Raw genomic sequence first — 21,748 nt, 5'->3', positions numbered from 1 at the left:
TCCCATACGAAAAGTCTCGCGGGTTCGTCCAGCCTATCCGGCGGGAAGCGATCATGGCCGCCCAAACGTGTGAGCGAGTCACGCGCCGTTGACCAGCGCACCTCTGGCCGCGTACGCGCGCACGTCCGCGTCCGGGTCGGTGAGCACCCCGGCCAGGGCCTCCCGGGCCGCGTCATGGGCCGTGTGGTGGAGCAGGGCCAGGACCGCCGCCTTCCTGACGTCGGCGTTCAGGTCTCCCAGAGCTCCCGCCAAGGCCGCCACAGCCGCAAGCGGGTCTGCCGAGGAGAGCGCCGTCGCCGCGCCCGCCCTGACCTGCCAGGCCGGATCGGAGAGTGCGCCGACCGCCGTCGCCGCGTACGCGGGAGGGCAGCCTGTCGCGGCGAGCGCCGCCAGCGCCGCCGCCCGCACCAGCAGGTCCGGGTCGGACAGCAGCGGCGCCAGCGGTTCCGGGTCCGGGGAGCGCGTGGCGGCCAGGCCCTTCGCGACGGCCACCCGGACCTCGCGGGACGGGTCGGTCACCGCCCCGGCCAGCAGCCCGGCCGCGTCCACCGAGACCAGGGCGCTCACGGTGTGGATGCGTACGTCTATGTCGGGGTCGCCCAGTGTGCCCGCGTACAGCTCGGCGTCCCCCAGCCGCAGCGCCCGCAAGGTGTCCAGTGCCGTCGCCCGTACGACCGGGTCGTCCGAGCCCAGGGCCGCCACCAGCGGTTCGCGCAGGGCCCCTTCGGCCGGCAGCACCTCGACCAGTTCCCGCAGCGAGGCCGCCGCCGCCGCGCGCACCGACGGCGCGGGATCCGCGAGCGTCGCGGCCAGCGCCGGCCCCGCGCCCTCCGGGGTCGACTCGGTGAGCGCCGCCACCGCGGCCCGCCGCACCGCCGGGTCCGGGTCGGCCAGATACGGCGCCAGGTCCGGCAGCTCCGGCTGGCCCTCGGCCAGCGCGAGCAGCTCCAGGATGCGGGGGGAGGGGCCGGACGCCCCCGGGGCGCCGACTCCGGGACGCACGGGAGCCGCAGAACCCGAGGGTGCCGACTCCCGGGCCCCCGCCGTCGCGACCTGCTCCGCCTCGACCTCGCCGAGCTCCCGCGAAGGCCCGCCGACCGGGGCGAACCCGTCCACCGGCACCAGATACGGCGCCACCGGCCGCGCCGTGAACTCCATCGCCCCCGCAGCGGACTTCCGCAGGTCCAGGTGGTGGAACCAGTCCGTGTCATCGCGCTCCGGATGGTCCGTACGCTCGTGGTACAGCCCCCAGCGGGACTCCGTGCGGGCCAGCGAGGAGCGCGCCGCCATCTCCGCGCAGTCCCGGATGAAGCTCACCTCCGCGCACCGCATCAGCTCGTGCGGGGTCGTCGCCCCCATCTCGCCGATGTCCGTACGCATCCGCTCGAAGTGCTCCAGCGCCAGCGAGAGCCGCGCCCCCGACTTGGGCGGTGCCACATAGTCGTTGACGAAGCGGCGGAGCTTGTACTCGACCTGGGTCTGCGGCGGGCCGTCCGGATTGCGCAGCGGCCGGTAGATCAGCTCGTGCGCCTCGCGCAGCTGCTCCGCGGGCAGTTCGCCCTCGTACGCCGTGTACTGCGAGGCGTCCGCGCCCGCCAGATCGCCGTAGACGAACGCGCCGATCATGTAGTTGTGCGGGACGCAGGCCAGGTCCCCGGCCGCGTACAGGCGCGGGACGGTCGTACGGGCCTGGTCGTCCACGCGGACGCCGGAGGCCGAATGCCCGCCGCACAGCCCGATCTCGGAGATGTGCATCTCGATGTCATGGGTGCGGTAGTCATGGCCCCGGTTCGCGTGGAACGTGCCGCGCGTCGGCCGCTCCGTGGAGTGCAGGATTCCCTCCAGCGCGCTGACCGACTCCTCGGGCAGATGGCTCAGCTTCAGATACACCGGCCCCCGGTCCGAGGCGACCTCCGCCGCGAACTCGGACATCATCTGCCCCGACCAGTAGTCCGAGTCGACGAACCGCTCGCCGTGCCGGTTCACCTGGTAGCCGCCGAACGGATTGGCGACGTACGCGCAGGCCGGTCCGTTGTAGTCCTTGATCAGCGGGTTGATCTGGAAGCACTCGATGCCGGTCAGCTCGGCGCCCGCGTGGTAGGCCATGGCATAGCCGTCACCGGCGTTGGTCGGGTTCTCGTACGTCCCGTAGAGATAGCCGGATGCGGGCAGTCCGAGCCGTCCGCACGGCCCGGTGGCCAGCACGACCGCCCCGGCGCGGACCGTGACGAACGCCCCCGTACGGGTGTTGAAGGCCGCCGCGCCGATCGCCCGGCCGTCGTCCCCGGTGAGGATCCGGACGGGCATGACCCGGTTCTCGATGCGGATCCGCTCCCGCATCTCCCGGCGCCGCAGCTGCCGGTAGAGGACCTTCTTGACGTCCTTGCCCTCGGGCATCGGCAGCACGTACGAACCGGAGCGGTGCACCTGCCGTACGGCGTACTCCCCGTGCTCGTCCTTCTCGAACTTCACCCCGTACGACTCCAGCCGCCGCACCATCCCGTAGCCCCGTACGGCGGTCTGCCGGACGGTTGACTGGTCGACGATGCCGTCGTTGGCACGGGTGATCTCGGCGACGTAGTCGTCGGGTTCGGCCCGGCCCGGGATCACCGCGTTGTTCACGCCGTCCATGCCCATGGCGAGGGCGCCGGAGTGCCGGACATGCGCCTTCTCCAGCAGCAGGACGGAGGCGCCGTGCTCGGCGGCGGTGAGCGCGGCCATGGTGCCGGCCGTGCCGCCCCCGACGACCAGTACGTCGCAGGAGAGTTCCTCGGCGTCGGCGAGGGCGGGGATCTGCACGGTCGGGCCTTTCAATGGGTGGGAGAGAGGGATTCGAGGACCTCGCGGCGCAGCGCGACGGTCGCCGGGTCGGAGTGCGCCGCGCGCTCACGTGGACGCGGTACGTCCAGGGCGCGGCCGGTGGGCAGCAGCGCGACCCGGTCGCCGAGGAAGAGCGCCTCGTCCACGTCGTGCGTGACGAAGACGACCGTGGCGCCCGTGCCGCGCAGCACATCGACGAGCAGCTGCTGCATGCCGGCCCTGGTCTGGGCGTCCAGGGCGCCGAACGGTTCGTCCATCAGGACCGCGCGCGGCTCGGCCGCCAGGGCGCGCGCCAGCTGGACGCGCTGGCGCTGGCCGCCCGAGATGCGGTGCGGGAGCTTCGCGCCGTGCCCGTCCAGGCCGACCCGGGCCAGCCAGGACTCGGCGCGCGTCCGGCGCTCGGCGCGCGGCACGCCCCCGATGGCCAGGGGGAGTTCGACGTTGGCCCGCACCGTGCGCCACGGCAGCAGCGCGTCGTCCTGGAAGACGAGGGCCCGCTCGGCGCGGGGCGCGGTGATCGGCTCGCCGTCCTGGGTGACCTCGCCGCCGAGGGCGGGCAGCAGCCCGGCCAGGGTGCGCAGCAGCGTGGACTTGCCGCAGCCGGAGGGCCCGACGACGGCCAGGATCTCGCCGGGCACGACGTCGAGGCCGATGGAGTCCAGCACCGGGGCGCCGGGCCGGCCGAGCACGGCACCGCGCAGGGTCAGCCGGACGCCCGGGGGAGTGGTCGTGGTCATGGGTGCACCCGCTCCTTCGCCAGGGGGACCGGCCCTGCGGCCGGGGACACGGGCCCGCGCCGCCGTACGGGGGACGGCGGACGGCTGCCCTCCGTACGCGGCAGCCAGCGGGTGAGCCGGCGGCCCAGCAGCTCCACCGCGGTCGAGGTGATCCAGCCGAGCAGGCCGATGGTGGCCATGCCGACGAAGACCCCCGGGTAGTCGACGACCGTGTAGTCCTGCCAGGTGCGGTAGCCGACGCCGTACTCGCCGGAGATCATCTCGGCGGAGATCACACAGATCCAGGACACCCCGATGCCGACGGAGAGCCCGCCGAGGATGCCCGGGAGCGCGCCCGGCAGGACGACGGAGCCGAGGATCCGCCACCGGCCGCCGCCCATGGTCAGCACCGCCTCCTCCCACACCGGGGTCAGCGCCCGCACCGCGTGCCGGGTGGAGACCATGACGGGGAAGAACGCGGCGGTGCAGGTGATGAAGACGATGCCCTGCTCGTTGCTCGGGAAGAGCAGGATCGCCACGGGCACCAGGGCGATCGCCGGTACCGGGCGGATCACTTCGAGGACCGGGCCGAGCAGGTCCGAGGCCAGCCGGGACCGCGCGACGGCCGTCCCCACCGTGATGCCGAGGACGGCGGCCAGGGCGAACCCGGTGACGATCCGGGTCAGGCTGTCGGTGAGGTCCTGCCAGTACGCGTCGCTGCCGAGCCGGTCCCCGAACGCCCTGGCCACATCGATGACCGTGGGGAACTGCTCGAAGCGCAGCCACAGATTGACGTCGTAGCTGGTCAGCAGCTGCCAGATGCCGAGCGCGGACACCAGCGACAGGGCACGCAGTACGACCGACCACCGGCGCCCCCTCATGACGCGCGGGCCAGTTCGAGCGCCGTGGCGTACGGGACGACGCGGGCGCCGGGGTGCGCGGCGACGTCGGCGCGGGCCGCTGCCTCCGTGACGTACGGCCGCAGCGCGTCGTCCTCGGACACCCAGACCGCACGGTCGGCGAACCACAGGGTCCCGGTCGTCGCGTCGGGGACGTACGCGGCGCGGACCGTGCCCTTGTGCGCGGTCGCGTACCGCAGGACCTCGGCGGGGGTGGCGAACGCCGAGGTGGTGTCCTCGCCCTTCAGCCAGACCTCGCCGCCGCGCGCTGCGGGCGGCCCCGCGGCCCGTGCCTTCGCGTAGGAGGAGCCGTACACCCGCTTCACGTACTGCTCGTCGACGAAGGAGTCCACGTCCACGTCGCCGACCAGCTTCGCCGAACGCAGCACCGGGACGTCCTTCTTGAGCGCGGCGACCAGTGCGGGCTTCACCGTCGTGTCGAACGTGGCGATGCCCTGAGCGCCGTTGTAGAGGTGGACGACCTCGGCGGGCAGCCCCGTCGCCTTCGCCACCGACTCGGAGGCCGCCACCGGGTGTTCGTGCAGATAGTCCGTCGCCCGGCCCTGCGCCCGCAGGAAGTCCTCCAGCACGGCGGGCCGCTTCTTCGCGAAGTCCTCGACGACGGTGACCCCGTGGAAGGTCGGGAGGTTCAGCTCCGCCCCGTCGTAGAGGGCCTTCGCCCGGCCCTGGAACGCCAGCAGTCCGGGCCACGCCACGAACTGAGACAGGGCTTCGGCGCTCCCGGCCTGGAGCGCCGAAGCCCCCACCGCGGGCTGCTGGTTGAGCTTGCGGATGTCCTTCTCCGGGTCGAGCCCGGCCTGCTGGAGGGCGCGGACGAGCGTGCCGTCGGCGGCCGAGCCGACGCTCGTGGAGACCTTCTTGCCGCGCAGGTCCGCCAAGGAGTCAAGGCCGGAATCCGGCCCGGTCACCACGGTGTTGAGGCCACCGCGCAGGTTGTAGCCGGTGACCGAGACCAGCTTGGTCGGACGGTTCAGCTGCTTGCCGCGGGCCGCGTTGATCAGCAGCGGGAAGTCGCCCATCGAGCCGATGTCGATCTTCCCCGCGGTCATCTGGGCGGTGATCGGGGCGCCCGTCGCGTAGTCCTGCCACTTCACCTCGTACGTGACGCCGTCCCGCTTTCCGCGGGCCCGCAGTTCGTCCTCGAAGTAGCCGAGCGAGCGCAGCAGGGTGCCCGCCGTGACGGTGTTGATGGTCCTGGACTGGTAGCCGACGGTCACCGTGACCGTGTCACCGTCACCCGCGCTCGCCTCGCCGCCGCAGCCCGCCGTGAGCGGGACGAGCAGTGCGGAGGTCAGCAGGGCGCCGGCGCGAATTGCCGTGCGTCGCATGGGAGGAGGGGCCTTTCACCGGAGGAGATAGGGCATGTTGACCGTGACCGCGTCGGTGGGACACCTCGCCGCGCACGGGCCGCAGTACCAGCACTCGTCGACATGCATGAACGCCTTGCCGCTGTCCGGGTGGATGGCCAGCGAGTCGAGCGGACACATGTCGACGCAGAGGGTGCAGCCGTCGATGCACTTCGACTCGTCGATGGTCACGGGCACGTCGGCCCGCTGGGGCGCCAGAGGCATGGCGGTCTCCAGGAAAGAGTGGGGAAGAGGGGAGGAAGGGGAAAGGGAGGTCTCAGTCGGACCTGTGCAGCAGGCCGCTCATGCTGATGCGGTCACCGCGGAACCGGATGAACTCCAGGTCCACGGGCCGCCCGTCACAGAGATGGGTGAGGCGTTCCAGCATCAGGACGGCGGCGCCGTGCGGGGTCTCCAGGACGGCGGCGGAGTGCGCGTCGGCGTTGACGGCCTCCATGGTGATCTCGGCGGTGCCGAGCGGCCGGCCGGTGAGGGACTCCAGCAGCCGGAAGACGTCGGTGTTCTCCAGGTCGCAGCCGAGCAGTCCGGCCCCGATGTCCATGGGGATGTAGGTGAGGTCGAGGGAGAGCGGCAGCCCGTTCAGCAGCCTGCGCCGCTCGATGTAGAGCACATCGGTGTGCTCCGCGATCCGGAGCCGCCGCGCCACGGGCCCCGGAGCGGGTACGGGCCCGACGGTACGGACCTCGTTGGTGACCCGGCCGTGTTCATGGAGGGTCTCGGCCAGCCCCTGGAGCCGGTCCAGGCGGTGCGGGTACCGCTCGCCGGCGACGACCGTGCCCACCCCCGGCTGCCGCTCCACCAGGCCCTCGGCGCGGAGCAGGTCGAGGGCCTGGCGGACGGTGTTGCGCGAGACGCGGTAGTCGCGGCCGATCGCGTCCTCGAAGGGCAGCACACCACCCGGGAAGCCGCCCGTACGCACCTGATGGCGCAGCAGGTCGGCCAGCAGCCGGGCATGGTCCGCGCGCAGCCGGCGCCGGCGGGCGGCGGCGACGGGCACGGTGTGCTCACGGGTGCGTTCGGCTGGCATGCGCTGGACCATACCGACGGGGTCCGCGCGATGGTGTTGCCACAGTGTTGCGCCACCTGGGGAGGCGCGGTCCACCGCCGTGACCAGCTATTTCCAGCCCGGCCGACGAAGATCTGCCACCCGGGCGCCCATCCCTCGGACACCCGGTGGCCTCACCTGCCGCCGCTCCCCGCCCGGGAGCGCGGCCTCGTTCACGGCGCCGGGGTGATCCGGCCGGTGACCTCGCCGAGGCCGACCCGGGTGCCGTGCGGTCCGGGCGCCCAGGCGGTCAGGGTGACGGTGTCGCCGTCCTCCAGGAACGTCCGCTTGCCGTCCGTCAGGTCCAGCGGATCGCGGCCGTTCCAGGTGAGTTCGAGCAGGGAGCCGCGCTGGCCGGGCTCCGCACCGCTGACCGTGCCGGAGCCGTACAGGTCGCCGGTGCGCAGCGAGGCGCCGTTCACCGTCATCTGCGCGAGCTGCTGCGCCGCCGTCCAGTACATGGAGGCGAACGGCGGCTCGGCGACGGTCTGTCCGTTGATCTGCACCGAGATCCGGATGTCGAAGCCGCCCGGCTCCTCGTCGTCCGCGTCCTCCAGATACGGGAGCAGGTCCTCGTCCCGCGCGGGCGGCGCCGTGCGGGCCGCGTCCAGGGCCTCCAGCGGAGTCACCCACGCCGACACGGAGGTGGCGAAGGACTTGCCGAGGAAGGGGCCCAGCGGCACGTACTCCCAGGCCTGGATGTCCCGCGCCGACCAGTCGTTCAGCAGGGAGAGCCCGAAGACATGGTCGCGGAAGTCGCCGAGCGCCACGGGGGAGCCCTGCTCCGAGGGGACGCCGACGACGAAGCCGACCTCGGCCTCGATGTCCAGCTTCACCGAGGGCCCGAACACCGGGACGGGGTCGGACGGCGCCTTGCGCTGCCCGGAGGGGCGCACCACGTCCGTACCGGAGACGACGACCGTGCCGGCCCGCCCGTGGTAACCGATCGGCAGGTGCTTCCAGTTGGGCGTGAGCGCCGCACCGTCGGGACGGAAGATCCGGCCCACGTTGGTGGCGTGGTGCTCGCTGGCGTAGAAGTCGACGTAGTCCGCGACCTCGTACGGCAGGTGCAGGGTCACCGAGTCGAGCGGGTGCAGCAGCGGCTCTATGTCGGGGCGGTGGGCCGGCACGGTCACCCACGCGGTCAGGGCCCGCCGCACATCACGCCAGGCGGTCCGCCCCGCCGCCAGGAGCGGCATCAGATCGGGCTGCGCCAGCAGCTGGGCGTACGGCGACCCCAGCGCGTGGGCCGCCGCGCCGGCGTCCAGCACATGGTCGCCGACGCGGACGCCGACCCTGCGGTCCGCCGGGTGCTCCGGGGTGGAGAACACGCCGTACGGAAGGTTGTGCGGGCCGAAGGGATCGCCCTCGGCCAGATCGAGCGGGCTGCTCTGCTCGGGCATCTGTTGCTGCCTCGCTTTCCAGGTGGCTTGGGGGACACGTTACGTCGGCGCCGTTCCCCGGCGGCAGTGCCTCAAGTAGGCGTAATGCCCGGAAAGTTACGCGATAACCCTGGTCAGCCCGCTGTCCGGGGGATCCTCTTCTCCCAGGTCCGGTGAAAGACGATCTCCTCACCGTCCCTGCACACCACCTCGTCGGACGTGATGAAGTCGTCGGCGTCCGCGCTCGTCTCCGAACGCGTCTCGATCCGTACGTCCCAGGACATCTCGGGCCGGTGCAGCCTGATCGTCCAGTCCGAACGGGCCCGCGCCGACAACGGGTCGTCCTCCTGGATCGTGTACGTCTCCAGGGCGTCCTCGGTGAACTCCAGCCCGTCGGGGTAGACCCGTGTGCCGCCGTACCGCGGATCGACCTCCAGCCGCCACTCGCCCTTGGCGACGTCCCGCACCACCAGGCGCTCGGGGCGCTGCTCGTCGAGCGTGACCGGGAAGACGACGCCGAGCGGCTCCGCCTGCTCCGGTTCGCCGAAGGTGATGCCCGGGTCCTCGGTGTGCCGGCGCACCGGGAGCTCGACGAGGCTGCCCTCCGCCTCCAGCGTGAAGCCCGCCGAACCGGCCTGGGGCCAGATCCACGGCCAGTACGAGGAGGAGAGGGCGACCCTGATCCGGTGCCCGGGCGGGAAGGTGTGCCCGATGCCGTTCAGCTCGAAGTTCACGTACTCGGTCTCCCCGACGGGCCAGTCCTCCGCGCGGTCGCGCCCGTGACGGGTGGCCAGGTTGAGGGCCCCACGGGTCACCAGGGTGGAGGCCCCGTCCGGGGCGACGTCGCAGAGCCGGGCGATCACCTGGCCGCGCGGGACGTCCATCCGGATCAGGAGCGTCACCCGTGGACGGCCGAGGATCTCGATCGCGGCGTCCTCGACGGGGAACTCGAAGCACACCGACTTGGCGTCCTCGTCCCGCTGGTCGGGCGGCAGGTCGGCGTCGTTGCCGAACGGGAAGAAGCGCCCCGCGTCCAGTCCGGTCTGCTGCGGTGAGCGGACGGTCTGCGGTCCGCCCTCCAGGGCGTACGTCACCGGGGCGACGTTCGCGGACGGCCAGCTCGCGTCGCCGACCCAGCGGCCGGGCAGCGTCTCGTAGGCCGTGGCAGGGGGGTGCGAGCCGCTGATCCAGGACCGCAGCAGGGGCTCGTTCATCACCCCGGTGTCCTTGTCCTTGAGGTGCTGGTCCCACCAGCGCAGCGTCTCCTGGAGGAAGCCGATCGCCGGCCCCGGGGGGAGCCCGCGGTCCGGGTACTGGTGCGACCAGGGGCCGATCAGCCCGCGCACCTGCCCCGGATCCAGATGCTCGACCAGCCGCAGGACGGTGTCGCGGTACGGGTCGTGCCAGCCGCCCACCGCCAGGACCTTGGCCTTGACGGCGCCGTAGTCCTCGCAGACGCTGCCGTGCTTCCAGTAGTCGTCACGGGTCTGGTGCGCCAGCCACGTATGGATGAACGGCTCGACCTTCTCGAGGCGCCGCAGCCACATGTCACGCCAGTCGTCGCCGACGTCCGCCGGGTCCGGGGGGCGGGAGACGAAGGCCAGCATGGTGGCGGCCCAGGCGTGCATGTCCACACCGAGGACGGAGCCGCCCATGTAGTGGACGTCGTTGTCGTAGCGGTCGTCGGCCGAGCACACGGTGACGACCGCCTTCAGCGGCTCCGGCGCCAGCGCGGCGATCTGGAGCGAGTTGAAGCCGCCCCAGGAGATGCCGAACATGCCGACCCGCCCCGAGCACCACTCCTGCTGCGCCAGCCAGTGCACGACCGCGACCCCGTCGGCGAGCTCCTGCGCGTCGTACTCGTCGCCCGGCATGCCCTCGCTGTTGCCGTGCCCGCGGACGTCGACGCGTACGGAGGCGTAACCGTGGCCCGCGTACCAGGGGTGGCGCTGCCAGTCGCGCGGCGCCGTCCAGTCGCTGAGCCGGTAGGGCAGGTACTCCAGCAGGGCGGGCACCGGTTCGTCGGTGACCGGCCGCCAGATCCGCGCGTACAGCTCGGTGCCGTCCGCCAGCGGGATGTAGAGGTCCTCGTGGGTGGTCTCGTACGGGAAATCGGTGCGGATGTGCATGGCGGTACCTCAGTGGACGGGGTGCATGGTGCGCTTGAGCCAGGGAGCGGCGGCGATGACGGCCACACCGGCCGCCACCGCGATAGCGCCATTGACACCGAAGTAGGCGGGGTTGGAGACCTCGCCGTAGAGCTTCACGATCTGTGCCTGAATGCCGTTGGCCAGGGCCAGCGACAGGAACCACAGCGCCATCGTCTGGCTGGCGAACGCCTTGGGGGCGAGCTTGGTGGTGGCGGACATGCCGGAGGTCTCCAGCAGGATGTCGCCGAGTCCGAGCAGCAGATAGGAGCCGACGATCCACCAGGCGGCCATCCGGTACGTCTCGTCGGAGTGACCCGAGGTGGGAATCACCATCAGGAGGAAGGACAGACCGCCGAGGATCACCCCGATCGCAATCTTGTTCGAGGCGTGGGGCTGGCGCGGGCCCATCCGCGCCCAGACGGCGGCCACCACGGGCGCCAGCGCGACCTCGAAGGCGCCCAGCGCGGAGGCGTACCAGCTCGCCGGGAAGTGGAAGCCGAAGATCTCCGTACGGGCGTTCGTCGAGGCCAGCAGCATCATCGTCGAGTACGCCTGGAAGAGGATGAAGTTGAAGACGACGGAGGCCAGGAACAGCACGACGTACGGCCGGAGCCTGCCGCGCTCCTCCGGGGTGACCCGGGGGCTCCTGAACATCACCGCGAAGTACACGACGGGCGCGACCACCGAGACGAGCGTGAGCAGGTCGACGAAGCGGTCCATCGTGAGCCAGCCGGCCAGCGCCAGGGCCGTCGCCACCAGGGCGGCCGCCACGATGCCCGCAACGATCGTCAGTACGGCGCGGCGCATCGGGCCGGGCGCGAGCGCGTACTCCGCCGTGTGCTTTCGCCCGGCCAGGTGACGCCGGCCCGCGACGTACTGGATCAGGCCGAGCGTCATGCCGAACGCGGCGGCCGAGAATCCCCAGTGCCAGCCCGCGTGGTCGCCGAGCCATCCGGTGACCAGCGGGCCGGCGAAGGCCCCGATGTTGATGCCCATGTAGTAGAGCGCGAAGCCGGCGTCGCGGCGCTGGTCCTCCGTGCTGTAGAGCTTGCCGACCATCGAGGCGACATTGGGCTTGAGCAGGCCCGTGCCCGCGCTGATCAGGCCGAGACCCACCCAGGTCATCGTGGCGGTCGGCACCGCCATGGCGTAGTGGCCGCAGGCGATGAGGATGCCGCCGTACAGGACGGCGCGGTACGAGCCGAGGATCCGGTCGGCCAGCCAGCCGCCCGCCACGGACACCAGATAGACGAGCGTGCCGTAGGCGGCGGACACCGAGGCGGCCGTGCCCGGGTCCATGCCCAGACCGTCGTTGGAGACCGTGTCGGCGAAGAAGAGGACCAGGATCGCCTGCATCCCGAGGAACGAGAAACGCTCCCAGACCTCCAGGCCGGACAGGGTCATCAGACCCCGTGGCTGGCCGAAGAAGGCGTGATCGTCTCCGGGCGGCGGCTGGGCCGGTTCGGTACCGGCCGGGGCGTGGGACAAAGCGGCAACTCCTGATCGTATGAGCTGATGCCGAACATACCGGCGGTGGCGGGAAGGCGCCCACGGTGATCCAAAGGGGACCGGATACGCTGAGTTGAGTGAGGACAGCGACACATCGACATTCCGTGTGATCGTCAGCAGACAGGAGATCCCCTCGTGACCGTCGTCGGGCCGTTCGGACTGAGCGTGCGGGACCAGGCTCTTGAGGCCGATGTCCAGGCCGGTTTGGCCGCTGTCGAGGCGGGGCTGCTGGATGCCACCAAAAGCGAGGTCCCGTTCATCACGGAGGCCGCGCAGCACCTCGTCAGCGCGGGGGGCAAGCGCTTCCGGCCGCTGCTGGTGATGCTCGCGTCCCAGTTCGGTGACCCCGACGCGCCGGGCGTCGTCCCCTCGGCCGTGGTCGTCGAGCTGACGCACCTGGCGACGCTGTACCACGACGACGTGATGGACGAGGCGGACGTGCGCCGCGGGGTGGACAGCGCCAACACCCGCTGGGGCAACTCCGTCGCCGTCCTGACGGGCGACTTCCTCTTCGCCCGCGCCTCGCACATCCTGGCCGACCTCGGGCCGGAGGCCGTCCGCATCCAGGCGGAGGCGTTCGAGCGCCTGGTCACCGGTCAGATCCTGGAGACCGCCGGTCCGCGCGACGGACGCGACCCCGTCGACCACTACATGGACGTGCTCGGCGGCAAGACCGGCTCGCTGGTCGCCGTGTCCGGCCGGTTCGGCGCGCTGATGGCGGGGGCCGACGAGTCGGTCGTCGACATCCTCACCCAGTACGGCGAACGGCTCGGCATCGCCTTCCAGCTCGCCGACGACGTCCTGGACATCGCCTCCGACTCCCACGAGTCGGGCAAGACGCCCGGCACCGACCTGCGCGAGGGCATCCCCACGCTGCCGGTCCTCCACCTGCGTGCGCGGGCGGCGGCCGAGGGCCGTCCGGAGGACAAGGAGCTCGTGGCGCTGCTCGACGGCGACCTCTCCGACGACGCCAGGCTCGCCGAGGCACTGGGCGAACTGCGCGCCCACCCGGCGCTGGAGCAGGCGCGGCGCGACACCGTCCGCTACGCCGAGGAGGCGCGGGCGACACTGGCACCGCTGCCCGAGTGCTACGCGAAGGCCGCGCTCGAGGAGCTGTGCGACGCCGTGGTGCACCGAGCCGGCTGACCCCTAAGGGCCCGGCGGACCGTGCGCCCCCGGGGTCATCCCGGAGAGGTACACCCAGTTGCTCCCGTGGGCTGACGCTTGTCCCCGCCCGATTTGGTCAGATGGATATCAACCACTCCTGACCACATCGGGTGAGAATGGCGGCGGGGAGTGGACGTGCAACGGGATGGCAGCCGCCGACCACGGAGGTAGAGCACACATGGCACCGAACGACAGCGCGGAGACCAACGGCGAGGCCACGGGCACTGTCGTGGGCCGCCGGAAGGCGGCACGCTACATCGTCCCGTTCGCGGTGGCGGGCGTGGCGGCGGCGACGATCGGACTCGTCCCGGCACTCGCGGACTCCGGCGACCCGGAGCTCCCTGACATCACCGCCCAGGAACTCATCGAGAAGATCGCCGCGTCGGACCAGGAGCAGCTCTCCGGCACGGTGAAGGTCAGCACCGACCTCGGCATCCCGTCGCTCGGCGGGATCGCCGGCTCCTTCGCGCCGGGCGCCGCATCGGGATCGGGCGAGTCGGGCGCGGCCCCCGAATCCAAGCTGCTGGAGCTCGCCTCCGGGACGCACACGCTCCGCGTCGCGGCCGACGGCCCCGACAAGCAGCGCCTCTCGATCCTCGGCGACGGCTCCGAGTACAGCCTCGTCCACAACGGGGACGACGTCTGGGGATACGACAGCGCGAGCAACGAGGTCTACCACGCGGAGTCCGACGGCAACGGCCGTGCGGACGGCAGGGCCGGGGAGCACAAGGCCCCGGAGGGCGTCCCGGCCACACCGAAGGAGCTCGCCGACGAGGCGCTCGCCGCCGTCGGCGACACCACCTCGGTCACCGTCGACGGCACGGCTCAGGTGGCGGGACGCGACGCCTACAAGCTCGTGATCAAGCCGAAGCAGTCCGGCTCGACGATCGGCTCCGTCACCGTCGCGGTCGACGCCTCGACCGGCGTACCGCTGAAGTTCACGCTCGCACCGAGCAGCGGCGGCAAGGCCGCGGTCGACGCCGGCTTCACGAAGGTCGACTTCGCGAAGCCCGACGCCTCGTCGTTCTCCTTCACCCCGCCCAAGGGTGCCAAGGTGACCGAGGCCGACGAGCTGGAGGCCGGGGCGGAGAAGAACGGCTCGGCGGACAAGGCGCAGAAGGACCTGAGCGCGCTGGAGGACTTCAAGGGCCTCAACGTCATCGGTGAGGGCTGGAACGCCGTCGCCGAGATCGAGTTCCCGGGCGGGGCGGGGCTGCCCACCGAGGGCTCCGGCGACGCACCCGCGCAGGCGCAGCAGTTCCTGGACGCGCTCGGCGACAAGGTCACCGGCGACTTCGGCTCGGGCACGGTCTTCAGGACGCGCCTGGTCAACGCGCTGCTGACGGACGACGGCAAGGTCTACGTCGGCGCGGTCACCCAGGACGCCCTGGTGAAGGCGGCCGGCAACGCCAAGTAGGACCGGCCGGCAGGACCCCGCCGGTGAAGGCGGCCGACACCGCCCGGCAGGACACACCGTCCGCCCCGCCCCGTCGTACGCTCCGTACGGCGGGGCGGAGCCGTCACGGCGGGGCGCGGGTGCCGGACACGGCGGGACAGGACCGGGAGTGCGCATGACCGACACAGCGGCCGCGACGGCGGAGCCGGACACGGGGCCGGAGCCCGGCGCGGTGATCGAGACGCGCGGGCTCACCAAGCGCTACCGCGGCGGGCAGTTGGCCGTCGACGGGCTCGACCTCGCCGTCCCCGCGGGCAGCGTCTTCGGCTTCCTGGGGCCCAACGGCTCCGGCAAGACCACCACGATCCGGATGCTCATGGGGCTCATCGACCCGACCTCCGGCACCACGCACGTCCTCGGCCGGCCCATGCCGGCCGCCGCCCGGACGGTGCTCCCGCAGGTCGGCGCGCTCATCGAAGGACCCGCGCTGTACGGGTTCCTGACCGGCCGCGACAACCTCGTGCGCTTCGACTCCGCCGACCCGTCGGCCGATCCGCGCACCCGGCGCGCACGGGTGGAGAACGCCCTGGACCGGGTCGGGCTCGCCGCCGCGGCGGGCAAGAAGGCCAAGGCGTACTCGCTCGGCATGAAGCAGCGCCTCGGGCTTGCCGCCGCCCTCCTCCAGCCGCGCAGGCTGCTCGTGCTGGACGAACCGACCAACGGCCTCGACCCGCAGGGCATGCGCGAGATCCGCTCCCTGGTCCGGGAGCTGGCGGGCGAGGGCACCACCGTCTTCCTCTCCTCCCACCTGCTCGACGAGATCGAACAGGTCTGCACCCACGCGGCGGTGATGGCCAGCGGCCGGCTCCTCGTCCAGGGCCCGGTCGCCGCCCTCGCGGCAGGTGCCCGGGGCCGGCTCGCCGTGACCACCCCCGACCCCCGTGACGCGGCCCGTGTCCTCGCGGAACACGGGGTGACGGGGATCGTGACCGACGGGGACCGGGTGAGCGCCGACGCGCCCACGGGCGAGGTGGAGCTCGCGGACCTCAACGCGGCCCTGGTGCGCGGCGGAGTGCGCGTACGCGCCTTCGGCGTCGAACGGGCCTCGCTGGAGGACGCCTTCGTCGCACTCACCGGAGAGGGATTCGATGTCGCAGGCTGAACTCACGGCGGTCCCGGCACCCCGCGCCCCGCGCCGCGCGCTGTGGAGCCTCGGGATCCTCCGCTCCGAACTGGCCACCACGCTCCGCCGGTGGCGCACCCTGGCCCTGCTCGGGGTGCTGGCCGCCGTGCCCGTCCTCATCGGGATCGCCGTACGGATCGAGTCGGGCGGCGGTTCGGGTGGCGGGCCCGGCGGCGGGGGTGGCCCCGCCTTCCTCTCCCAGGTCACCGGCAACGGTCTGTTCCTGGTCTTCGCGGCCCTCTCCGCGACGCTCCCCGTCTTCCTCCCGATGGCCGTCGGCGTCATCGCGGGAGACTCCGTCGCGGGCGAGGCGAGCGGCGGCACCCTGCGCTACCTGCTGGTGGCACCGGCGGGCCGTACCCGGCTGCTGCTCGCGAAGTACGCGTCCGTGCTGGTGTTCTGCCTGGTCGCCACCCTGGTCGTGGCGGCGTCGGCCCTGGCGGCCGGGGCGCTGCTCTTCCCCGTCGGTGAGGTCACGACGATCTCAGGGACCCGGATCGGCTACGGCGAGGGACTGCTGCGGGCCGGGCTGATCGCGGTCGCGGTGGCGGTGTCCCTCACCGGCTTCGCGGCGCTGGGCCTCTTCGTCTCGACGCTCACCAACAGCGGGATCGCGGCGATGGCGGCCACCGTCGGGGTGCTGATCACCGTGCAGATCCTGGACACGATGCCGCAGCTGGACGCGATCCACCCGTATCTCTTCCCGCACTACTGGCTGTCCTTCACTGACCTGCTGCGCGATCCGGTCTACTGGGACGAGATGGCCAGGAACCTGGGTCTGCAGGCGCTGTACGCGGCGGTGTTCGGCTCCGCCGCCTGGGCGCGCTTCACGACGAAGGACATCACCGTCTGAGGGGTCCGGCACGGGCCGTCCGTACCGTCGGCCGGTCGAGCCGTCCCCCGATCGGCTCGTCGCGGCACGAACGGCACGAACGGTGTGCTGCACGGAACGTCACGACACGGTACGTTCCGTTTCCAGCCTGGTCATTGTTCGACTTTTGGCGACGACCTGTCAATAAGCGGTGGGCGGAATCCCCCTATGCTCACCGAATGATCACATCGCCGAGTTCCCTGCGCCGCAGCGAGAGGTCACGACGGGCGACGCTGGACGCCGCCCTGGAACTGTGCACGGAGAAGGGGTACGGCCGGGTCACCGTCGAGGCCATCGCGGCCCGGGCCGGCGTGAGCAAGAAGACGATCTACCGCTGGTGGCCGTCGAAGGTGGCCGTGATGCTGGAGGCCTTCGCCCAGGTGCTCGTCGGTGTCACGCCGTTCGTGGAGACGGGTGACATCGCGGCCGACCTCCGGGCGCACATCAACGGTCTGGTGAGGCTGCTGTCGACACCGCCGTACGGCCCGGCCTACTCCGGGATCCTGTCGGAGATGCATCACGACGACGCCCTCGCGCTGGCCGTACGCGAACAGCTGGTCGACCCCCGCTTCGAGGCGGCCCTGGGGCGCCTGCGGCGCGCCCAGGAGCAGGGGCAGATACCGGCCGGCGCCGATCTGCCGCTCGCCGTGGAGCTGCTCTACGGACCCGTCTACTACCGCCATGTGCTGCGGAAGCCGGCCCAGGACGAGGCGACGGTCGCCACGATGGTGCACCACGTCCTGCGGTCCCTGGCCGCCGACGGCACTCCGGAGGAGGCCCCCGCTCCGGACGGCGCCCCCGCTCCGGGGCGCGTCAGCTGAAGAAGACCTTCGCCCGGGCCGCGGCCCCGGTGTCGGTCAGTACGTCGCCCGGCCTGCTCCCGTTGCCCAGCAGCACCCCGCCCCACCGCATCCCGAGGTAGCGCGCCGAGTTCCGCAGGGTGCCCGCCAGGGGCTCGGCGACCTCCGGTTCGGTGTCCGCGAGCGCGGTGACGCCCCACAGGGTCTTGCCGGCCATCCGCTGCTGGAAGTCGGCCCCGGGGGCCTCCAGCCAGCCCGACCAGTGGTCCAGGTAGCGCTTGGTGGTGGTGGAGACGGCGTACCAGTACAACGGCGAGGCGATGACCACGTCGGTGGCGGCCAGTGTCGCCTCCAGCAGGGTCGCCGAGTTCCCCGTGGGCGTGTAGAGGCCGTCCGAGTGCCGCCGGTCCTCGAAGTCGGGCAGCGGCAGCTCCCGCAGGTCCAGCCACCGCTGTTCCGCACCGGCCGGAAGCTGCTCGGCCGCGAGCCGGGCCAGCATCTCGGTGTTGCCGCCGGTGCGGCTGCTGCCGAGCAGGAAGAGGAAGTTGCGCGTGGTCATGCCATGCCCCCAATTGAATGCATACGGCTTTTACCGGCGTACGCATCATATGCATGTGCATGAAGTTTTGGGAGGTGCTTTCCGGACACCGGGCTCCGGCAGGCCTCGGGCGGCGGCCTCTTCTCAGGCGAACAGCCGCTCGACGACCACGGCGACACCGTCCTCCTCGTTCGAGAGCGTGATCTCGTCGGCGGCGGCCCGCAGCTCCGCGTGGGCGTTCGCCATCGCCACCCGGTGGCCCACATGGCGGAACATGGGCAGGTCGTTGGGCATGTCACCGAACGCCACCGCGCCGGCGAGCTCGCGCCCCAGCAGCCCGGCCGCCAGGGTGATCCCGGTGCCCTTGTCCACGCCGAACGGCGCCAGCTCCACGGTCCCCGGGCCCGCCATCGTGACCGACGCCAGATCGCCCACCGCCCCACGGGCGGCCGCGGCCAGCTCGTCGTCCGTCAGCTCCGGGTGGCGTATCAGGACCTTGATGACGGGTTCCGCCCACAGCTCCGCGCGACGCCCGGCGCGCTGTGCCGGGAGAGAGGGGTGCGGCATGCGGTAGCCGGGCTCGATCAGGGTCCGGCCGTCGGCGCCGTCCTGGTCCACCGCCGCGAACACCTGCCCCACCTCGGCCTCGATCTTGCCGAGCGCGGTGTCGGCCAGCTCCCGGTCCAGCGTCACCGAACGCACCATCCGGGCCGTCCCGGCGTCGTACACCTGCGCGCCCTGCCCGCAGACCACGAGCCCGTCGTAGCCGAGGTCCGCGAGCAGGGCGCGTATGCCGGGCACCGGCCGGCCGGTGACGATCAGGTGCGGTGCGCCGGCCGACGCGGCGCGGACGAGGGCGGCACGGGAGCGTGCGCTCACGGTGTCGTCGGGACGCAGCAGGGTGCCGTCCAGATCGGTGGCGACGAGGGTGTATGCGGCGAGTGGCGTGAACATGAGGTCAGCCTAGAGAGATCGCCTCTCCGTCGTACGCCGCTGACCTGCGCGGACGGTCGGCCCCGTCACTGGACGCAGAATTCGTTGCCCTCCGGGTCCAGGAGCACCTGCCACGTCCCGCCGGGCTCCTCGACGGTCCGCAGCACGCTCGCGCCCAGTCCGACCAGCCGTTCCGCCTCCGCGTCGCGCTGCCCGGGAGCCGCGTGGACGTCCAGGTGGAGGCGGTTCTTCACCGTCTTGGGCTCCGGTACGCGCTGGAAGAGCAGCCGGCGCCCGTGCCCGGCCCCGCTCTTCTCGTCGTACGGGTCGTCCGGATGCCGCACCGCGGCGAGATCACGCCAGGCGCGGCGACCGTGGGACTCGATGGTGAGGGCCTCGGGCACCGCTCCGGCACCGAGCAGTTCCACGATCAGCGGGCTGTTGTCCTCCACGACGTAGCCGAGGGCCGCGGCCCAGAAGTCGGCCTGGGCGTGAGGGTCTCCGGCATCGATGACGAGCTTCCAGTGCAGGGTCATGGAAACCGTTTATACTGGTTACATGAATGACGGGGCAACGGGCACGCCGGAAGCGGGAATGATTCTCCGTACACCCAGGGGCCGTGCTTTCCGCTTTGACCCGGGCGCCCTCTGTCTGGAGCTGCTGCTCACCAGCGATCCCGGCGGGCTGCCCTGGAGCCTGGAGACGCTGCGGGAGCCCGCCGACCTGGTGCGGTGGGCGGGGGAGAGCCGGCTGCCGGACGGGCCCCCGCTCTCCGTGGACGCCACGGATCTGGACCGCGCCCGTGAACTGCGGGGCGCGCTCTGGCGGATGACGATGGCTCGGGCCGGGGGCGAGGACCTCGCTCCGGGCGACACGGACGTGGTGAACTCCGCGGCGGCCAGGACCCCGCTGGTGCCCGCCATGACCCCCGGCGGGGAGCGGACCTGGGCGGCGGCCGGAGCGACGGGGACGGCGATGCTGTCGGTGGTCGCCCGTGACGCGGTGGAGCTGTTCACCGGGCCGTACGGCCACCGGATCCGGGTGTGCGAGGCCCACAACTGCGCCCTGCACTTCGTCGACACCTCGCGTCCCGGCAGGCGCCGCTGGTGCGCGATGGGCCGGTGCGGCAACCGCAACAAGGTGCGGGCGCACCGCGCCCGGGTGACCGGGCCCGGCGACGCGGGGGAGTGAGGGAAGGGCGCGGCAGCCTCGCCCCGGTCCTACAGCGGTGTCCTCATCGCTGCGGGCAGGCCGCGCAGACGTGTCCGCCGCACGCGGCCAGCAGTTCCCCGGCCGCCGTGCTCACCGCCGGGTCGCCGTCCGAGGCCAGCCGCTCGGCGGTCGTCCGGCCGGCCAGGACCGCCCGGTGCGCGTCCCTGGTCCACTCCGGGTGGTGCGCGTGGCCGTGGGTGAGGATCGTCCCGAGCAGGCCGAGCACCCCCGCGCGGTCCTTCACGGTCTCCATGGCGGCGAGTTCCCACAGGAAGGGCACCGTGGCGACCGTCGCGTCGAACACGGCCCTGGCGCCGATCCACTGCTCCAGATCGCTCAGCGCGTCCTCGGCGGACTCGCTGTCGCCCCAGGCGATCCGTGACAGCATCCCGGGGACCTGGGACGCGGAGCCCTGGGCATGGCGGAGCTCATGCCACGGAACGTGCCTCATGTCCTTCAGGATCGGCCCCATCCGGGCACTCAATCAGCCTTTACGGGTGCCGTCCACCATGCCTGCCGTACTCATCGGATCCGGCTCCCGCGCCCCGTCCAGCACCTCGAGCGAGCGGGGGTCCGGGCCCTTGGCGCGCGAACTGCGCGGGTACTCCGGCGCCTTGTCCACGACCCGTACGGCGATGCCGCGCCTGGCCAGATCACAGGCCAGGGTCCTCGGTCGGCGTCCGTCCAGGCAAACGCAACCGAGTTAAAAAAGCAACCGAGTAACTATTTTATGGCCGGGGTGTCCGCGTCCGGCGCCGAAGCGGAAGCCGTCCCGACGGGTGCCGCGGCCTCCGCCGCACGCACGGCCAGCCGCAGGGCCTCGGCCCTCGTGCGCCGTGCCGTCCGCAGCGCGTCCCAGGTCAGCAGCATCAGAGCCACCCAGACCAGTGCGAAGCCGGCCCAGCGCTCGGGCGGCATCTCCTCGTGGAAGTAGAGGATGCCGAGCGCGAACTGGAACACCGGCGCCAGGTACTGCAGCAGCCCCAGGACGGAGAGCGGCACCCGGATCGCCGCGGCGCCGAAGCAGACCAGCGGGATCGCGGTGACGAGCCCGGTCGCGGCGAGCAGGGCCCCGTGCCCGGCGCCCCCGGCCAGGAACGTCGCGTCACCGCTCGCCCCGAGCCACAGCAGGAAGCCGAGCGCGGGCACGAACAGCACGGCGGTCTCGGCGGCGAGCGACTCCAGGCCGCCCATGTTGACCTTCTTCTTCACCAGGCCGTACGTCGCGAACGAGAACGCCAGCACCAGCGAGATCCACGGCGGCTGCCCGTAGCCGATCGCCAGCACGAGCACCGCCGCGAAGCCGGTCGCCACCGCGGTCCACTGCACCGGCCGCAGCCGCTCACCGAGCAGCAGGACGCCCATGGCGATCGTGACCAGCGGGTTGATGAAGTAGCCGAGGGACGCCTCGACGACATGGCCGTTGTTGACGGACCAGATGTAGAGGCCCCAGTTGACCGAGATGACGGTCGCGGCGAGCGCGATCAGCCCCAGCCGGCGGGGCTGCCGTATCAGCTCGCCGATCCACGCCCAGCGGCGCAGGAACAGCAGGGCGATACCGACGACCCCGAGCGACCACACCATCCGGTGGGCGAGGATCTCCACCGCCCCCGACGGTTCCAGCAGCGGCCAGAACAGGGGCACGAGGCCCCACATCCCGTACGCGCCGACTCCGTACAGCAGGCCGGCCCGCTGTTCGTTCTTCCCCTTCACGGGCCCTCCCGGCGTTCCTGCGGCTC

General features: G+C 72.1%; 20 protein-coding genes and 1 pseudogene. 6 read left to right on the top strand and 15 right to left on the bottom strand.

Annotated elements, in window-relative coordinates:
* Positions 1 to 78: 78 nt before the first annotated feature.
* The 9 genes from ACIRD8_RS08435 to ACIRD8_RS08395 form a co-directional block, all read right to left on the bottom strand.
* A complete protein-coding gene (locus tag ACIRD8_RS08435) occupies positions 79 to 2,799 on the bottom strand; it encodes a fumarate reductase/succinate dehydrogenase flavoprotein subunit (protein ID WP_403987969.1) in 2,721 nt (906 codons plus the stop codon).
* Between the two features lie 11 nt (positions 2,800 to 2,810).
* Complete coding sequence (locus tag ACIRD8_RS08430; RefSeq protein WP_403987966.1) at positions 2,811 to 3,557, bottom strand: ABC transporter ATP-binding protein; 747 nt, start codon at positions 3,555 to 3,557, stop codon at positions 2,811 to 2,813.
* On the bottom strand, positions 3,554 to 4,417 hold the full coding sequence (locus ACIRD8_RS08425) for an ABC transporter permease (RefSeq protein WP_403987963.1): 864 nt from the start codon (positions 4,415 to 4,417) through the stop codon (positions 3,554 to 3,556). Before ACIRD8_RS08425 ends, ACIRD8_RS08430 begins: the two co-directional genes overlap by 4 nt.
* Positions 4,414 to 5,784 carry an ABC transporter substrate-binding protein gene (locus tag ACIRD8_RS08420; protein ID WP_403987960.1) on the bottom strand — a complete coding sequence of 457 codons (1,371 nt, stop codon included), beginning with the start codon at positions 5,782 to 5,784 and terminating at the stop codon, positions 4,414 to 4,416. Before ACIRD8_RS08420 ends, ACIRD8_RS08425 begins: the two co-directional genes overlap by 4 nt.
* A 15-nt stretch (positions 5,785 to 5,799) precedes the next feature.
* On the bottom strand, positions 5,800 to 6,027 hold the full coding sequence (locus tag ACIRD8_RS08415; protein WP_099173911.1) for a ferredoxin family protein: 228 nt from the start codon (positions 6,025 to 6,027) through the stop codon (positions 5,800 to 5,802).
* A gap of 52 nt (positions 6,028 to 6,079) precedes the next feature.
* On the bottom strand, positions 6,080 to 6,850 hold the full coding sequence (locus ACIRD8_RS08410) for a GntR family transcriptional regulator (protein WP_403987957.1): 771 nt from the start codon (positions 6,848 to 6,850) through the stop codon (positions 6,080 to 6,082).
* A gap of 191 nt (positions 6,851 to 7,041) precedes the next feature.
* Positions 7,042 to 8,271, bottom strand: a complete 1,230-nt coding sequence (fahA, locus tag ACIRD8_RS08405; protein ID WP_403987954.1) for a fumarylacetoacetase — start codon at positions 8,269 to 8,271, stop codon at positions 7,042 to 7,044.
* A gap of 113 nt (positions 8,272 to 8,384) precedes the next feature.
* Positions 8,385 to 10,379 carry a CocE/NonD family hydrolase gene (locus tag ACIRD8_RS08400; RefSeq protein WP_403987951.1) on the bottom strand — a complete coding sequence of 665 codons (1,995 nt, stop codon included), beginning with the start codon at positions 10,377 to 10,379 and terminating at the stop codon, positions 8,385 to 8,387.
* 9 nt (positions 10,380 to 10,388) lie between these two features.
* The gene (locus tag ACIRD8_RS08395; RefSeq protein WP_403987948.1) at positions 10,389 to 11,888 is read right to left on the bottom strand and encodes a peptide MFS transporter; all 1,500 of its coding nucleotides are present in this window, start codon (positions 11,886 to 11,888) and stop codon (positions 10,389 to 10,391) included.
* Between the two features lie 156 nt (positions 11,889 to 12,044).
* On the opposite strand from ACIRD8_RS08395, the gene ACIRD8_RS08390 reads away from it, so the two are divergent.
* From ACIRD8_RS08390 to ACIRD8_RS08370, 5 genes are all read left to right on the top strand, one after another.
* Positions 12,045 to 13,055 (top strand): polyprenyl synthetase family protein, encoded by a 1,011-nt coding sequence (locus tag ACIRD8_RS08390; RefSeq protein WP_403987945.1) that lies wholly within the window; start codon positions 12,045 to 12,047, stop codon positions 13,053 to 13,055.
* A 199-nt stretch (positions 13,056 to 13,254) separates the two neighbouring features.
* Positions 13,255 to 14,493 carry an outer membrane lipoprotein carrier protein LolA gene (locus ACIRD8_RS08385; protein ID WP_403987943.1) on the top strand — a complete coding sequence of 413 codons (1,239 nt, stop codon included), beginning with the start codon at positions 13,255 to 13,257 and terminating at the stop codon, positions 14,491 to 14,493.
* A gap of 154 nt (positions 14,494 to 14,647) precedes the next feature.
* Positions 14,648 to 15,634, top strand: coding sequence for an ABC transporter ATP-binding protein (locus ACIRD8_RS08380; RefSeq protein WP_403987940.1), 987 nt, complete (start codon positions 14,648 to 14,650; stop codon positions 15,632 to 15,634).
* Positions 15,621 to 16,508, top strand: coding sequence for an ABC transporter permease (locus ACIRD8_RS08375; RefSeq protein ID WP_403987937.1), 888 nt, complete (start codon positions 15,621 to 15,623; stop codon positions 16,506 to 16,508). Before ACIRD8_RS08380 ends, ACIRD8_RS08375 begins: the two co-directional genes overlap by 14 nt.
* Positions 16,509 to 16,705: 197 nt before the next feature.
* Positions 16,706 to 17,347 carry a TetR/AcrR family transcriptional regulator gene (locus ACIRD8_RS08370; RefSeq protein ID WP_403987934.1) on the top strand — a complete coding sequence of 214 codons (642 nt, stop codon included), beginning with the start codon at positions 16,706 to 16,708 and terminating at the stop codon, positions 17,345 to 17,347.
* Here ACIRD8_RS08370 and ACIRD8_RS08365 read toward each other — a convergent pair.
* The 3 genes from ACIRD8_RS08365 to ACIRD8_RS08355 form a co-directional block, all read right to left on the bottom strand.
* On the bottom strand, positions 17,340 to 17,885 hold the full coding sequence (locus ACIRD8_RS08365; RefSeq protein WP_403987931.1) for a flavodoxin family protein: 546 nt from the start codon (positions 17,883 to 17,885) through the stop codon (positions 17,340 to 17,342). The two genes, ACIRD8_RS08370 and ACIRD8_RS08365, sit on opposite strands and share 8 nt — an antisense overlap.
* 123 nt (positions 17,886 to 18,008) lie before the next feature.
* Complete coding sequence (locus tag ACIRD8_RS08360; protein ID WP_403987928.1) at positions 18,009 to 18,818, bottom strand: HAD family hydrolase; 810 nt, start codon at positions 18,816 to 18,818, stop codon at positions 18,009 to 18,011.
* A 65-nt stretch (positions 18,819 to 18,883) separates the two neighbouring features.
* Positions 18,884 to 19,333: a VOC family protein gene (locus ACIRD8_RS08355; RefSeq protein ID WP_403987925.1), complete on the bottom strand. Its 450-nt coding sequence runs from the start codon at positions 19,331 to 19,333 to the stop codon at positions 18,884 to 18,886.
* Between the two features lie 22 nt (positions 19,334 to 19,355).
* On the opposite strand from ACIRD8_RS08355, the gene ACIRD8_RS08350 reads away from it, so the two are divergent.
* Positions 19,356 to 19,988: a CGNR zinc finger domain-containing protein gene (locus ACIRD8_RS08350; protein ID WP_403987922.1), complete on the top strand. Its 633-nt coding sequence runs from the start codon at positions 19,356 to 19,358 to the stop codon at positions 19,986 to 19,988.
* A 43-nt stretch (positions 19,989 to 20,031) separates the two neighbouring features.
* Here ACIRD8_RS08350 and ACIRD8_RS08345 read toward each other — a convergent pair whose 3' ends face one another.
* The 3 genes and pseudogenes from ACIRD8_RS08345 to rarD form a co-directional block, all read right to left on the bottom strand.
* Positions 20,032 to 20,481: a hypothetical protein gene (locus ACIRD8_RS08345; protein WP_403987919.1), complete on the bottom strand. Its 450-nt coding sequence runs from the start codon at positions 20,479 to 20,481 to the stop codon at positions 20,032 to 20,034.
* A 75-nt stretch (positions 20,482 to 20,556) separates the two neighbouring features.
* Positions 20,557 to 20,697 (bottom strand): annotated as a pseudogene (locus ACIRD8_RS08340) (hypothetical protein); the annotation flags it as partial.
* Positions 20,698 to 20,732: 35 nt separating this feature from the next.
* Positions 20,733 to 21,722 carry an EamA family transporter RarD gene (rarD, locus tag ACIRD8_RS08335; RefSeq protein WP_403987916.1) on the bottom strand — a complete coding sequence of 330 codons (990 nt, stop codon included), beginning with the start codon at positions 21,720 to 21,722 and terminating at the stop codon, positions 20,733 to 20,735.
* Between the last annotated feature and the right edge of the window lie 26 nt (positions 21,723 to 21,748).

The sequence above is a fragment of the Streptomyces sp. NPDC102451 genome, assembly GCF_044765485.1.
In the GTDB taxonomy this organism is placed as follows: domain Bacteria; phylum Actinomycetota; class Actinomycetes; order Streptomycetales; family Streptomycetaceae; genus Streptomyces.
This window is presented reverse-complemented; position numbering and strand designations above follow the sequence as displayed.